The sequence below is a fragment of the Gordonibacter sp. genome (assembly GCF_036667095.1).
GTDB lineage: Bacteria > Actinomycetota > Coriobacteriia > Coriobacteriales > Eggerthellaceae > Gordonibacter.
In genome coordinates this window covers 1-2683 of record NZ_JAVWUP010000276.1, presented here as the reverse complement: position 1 = coordinate 2683, position 2683 = coordinate 1, and the positions used below count along the sequence as shown (strand labels likewise).

Below are 2683 nucleotides of genomic sequence, written 5' to 3'. Positions count from 1 at the left end.
TACATGGTCATGCGCTTTTTGTCCAAGTACTCCAACCACCGTACTGACGAGTATGGAGGCACCCCTGAGAATCGCGCTCGCCTGCTCACCGAGATCCTCGACGAAGTGCATCGCGTCTGCCCCGACATGCCGGTGCTCGTGCGCATCTCCGCCGACGACCTCATGCCGGGCGGCAACCGCATCGAAGACACGCTCGAACTCATCCCGATCATCGAGAAGCATGGCGTGGACGCGTGGAGCGTGCAAGCCGGATTCCATGAGGCGCCGCGCCCCGTGGCCAACCAGATCGTGCCCGAAGGCGAGTTCATCGACCTCGCCAAGCAGGTGAAGACCGTCACCTCCAAGCCGGTGTTCCCCGGCACGCGCATCAACACGCTTGATTTGTGCGACAAAGTGGTCACCCAAGGCTACGGTGACGCCGTGGGCATGGCGCGTCAGTTCATCGCCGACGCCTACACGGCCGGCAAGGTGGCCGCGGGCCATCCCGAGCAGGTACGTCCCTGTATCGTATGCAGCCGCTGCCTGGACCACACGTTTTTGGGCCAGCCCATCTGGTGCTCGGTTAACGGCAACATCGACAACATCGGCATGGGGCATCCCGAGGACAAGCCGGCCGAGGCCAAGAAGCATATCGTCGTCGTGGGTGCGGGTCCTGGCGGCCTCGAGACGGCACGCGTTGCCGCTGTGCGCGGCCATAAGGTGACGGTGCTGGACAAGGCCGATCGCGTGGGCGGCCTGCTGAACATGGCGCAGGTGCTCAACGATAAGATCGAGCCCTTGGTAACGTACTGGAAAGAAGAGCTGAAGCTGCATCCGAACATCGACGTGCAGCTGCACACGTATGTGGATGCCGCTGCCGTGCGTGCGTTGAACCCCGACGAGGTCGTGGTCGCTCCTGGCGGAGAGGTGCTGGGCGTGGACGTGCCGGGCATCGACGGCAAGAACGTGGTTAGCTCGCAGGACATCAAGGATATGGTGGCCGGCGTCGTGCCCGAGGGCAAGGGCCTTATCTGGAAGGCAGCCGTCGCGGCCATCAAGGCGCAGGGCGGCACCGTGGGCTTCATGCGCATGGGCCTGAAAATGGCTAGCGGTCCCACCGCCATCGTAGGCAAGCGTGTCGTGGTCGTGGGCGGCGGTTTCGCCGGTCTGGAAGTGGCCGAGTCTATGGCCGACGGCCGCGAGATCACGGTCATCGAGGAAGCTAAGAAGATGGGCAACGGCATCGGCATCATCGACAAGAACCCCACCATCGCCAAGGTGAAGAGCGAAGGCGTGAAGCTCATGCCGCTTACCAAGCTCGTCGAGGTGACGAAGAAGGGCGCGAAAGTTCAAAACGTCGAGACGGGCGAAGAGCAGCTGCTCGAGTGCGACACGGTGCTGCTGTCGCTGGGCGTCAAGGCCAACACGGCGCTCTACGACGAGATCAAGAAGGAATTCCCCGAGGCAACGCTCATTGGCGACGCCACGACGCCCGACGGCAAGGTCTACCGCACGCTCGAGGCCGTCAATGCCGGCTACAAAGAGGCTATGGCGTTCTAGCAATCAGCGGGGTATCGCGTTTAAGTAGCGGCGATACCCCAGTTTTCCCGAAACTGCGCTCGGGGCGAGATGGCGCGGTGCAGCGGAAGGCGTCGACGTGTGGGCAGGTGAGCATGCGATGCCGATGAATTCGGTTCAAACACGGTACGTGTTTTGAATAAAGGCAAACGTAAAAGGAGGAAGCATGGATTTCGCTTATACCGAGGAACAGCTCCGCATCAAGAAGGGTATCCGCGAGTGGGCCCGCGAGAACCTGACGGAGGAAGTTATCGCCGCCGGTTACAAGAACCGCGGCATCGCGCCTGAGGTTGCCAAGGCTTGGGTCGATTCGGGATGGGGCATGTACGGCCTGCCTGCGGAGTACGGCGGAACCCCGGTCGATCACCTGACCATGTCGATGATCATCGAAGAGTTGAACCACGCGGGCGGCAACATCCCTATGGCTCCTAACTTGCTGATCATGTTCGATGTGTGCGAGTTCGGCACCGATGAGCAAATCAAGTATGCCATGGATTACTACGTGGAAAACGGCTACCCGCCGTATTGCCTGGCTATCTCTGAGCCCGAGGCCGGCTCCGACAACCAGGGCATGGAGTGCCTGGCCACGCGTGATGCCGACGGCAAGATCCATATCACCGGCACGAAGACCTGGGTGACCCAGGGCGAAGTGACCGACGGCTTTATCGTGGTATGTAAGGACGAGGACCCTGCGCGCGAGAACAAGGAAATGTCAATGTATCTTGTGCCGGCCAATGCGCCGGGCGTCACCATCGAGCCGCTGAACAAGATCGGCATGCAGATCATGCCGTTCGCCATGCTGCACTTCGACGACGTCGTCGTCGACGAGAGCGCGTTGCTGGGCATCAAGGGTAAGGGTTTCTACCAGCTTATGAAGAACTTCGAGTGGGAGCGCTGCGTGCTTCTGGCCGAGCTTTTGGGCGAGGCTCAGGCCGCCATGGAGGATGCGTGCGCTTGGGTCAACGAGCGTCAGCAGTTCGGCCGCGGCATCAAGACCTACCAGCTCGTGCAGGAGCACATCGTGGAGATGCAGATCGAGCTTTCGAACACGCGTAACTTCCTGTACCGCACCGCCTGGAAGATGGACAACGGTATTCCGGTAAACAACGACGCTGCCATGCTCAAG

At 61.1% G+C, this 2683-nt stretch carries 2 protein-coding genes; both read left to right on the top strand.

Annotation, left to right across the window (positions count from 1 at the left end; translation table 11 throughout):
* The coding region (locus RR842_RS13620) for an FAD-dependent oxidoreductase (RefSeq protein WP_332730128.1) at positions 1 to 1539 on the top strand (1539 nt) is incomplete at its 5' end.
* 184 nt (positions 1540 to 1723) lie between these two features.
* The coding region (locus RR842_RS13615) for an acyl-CoA dehydrogenase family protein (RefSeq protein ID WP_332730127.1) at positions 1724 to 2683 on the top strand (960 nt) is incomplete at its 3' end.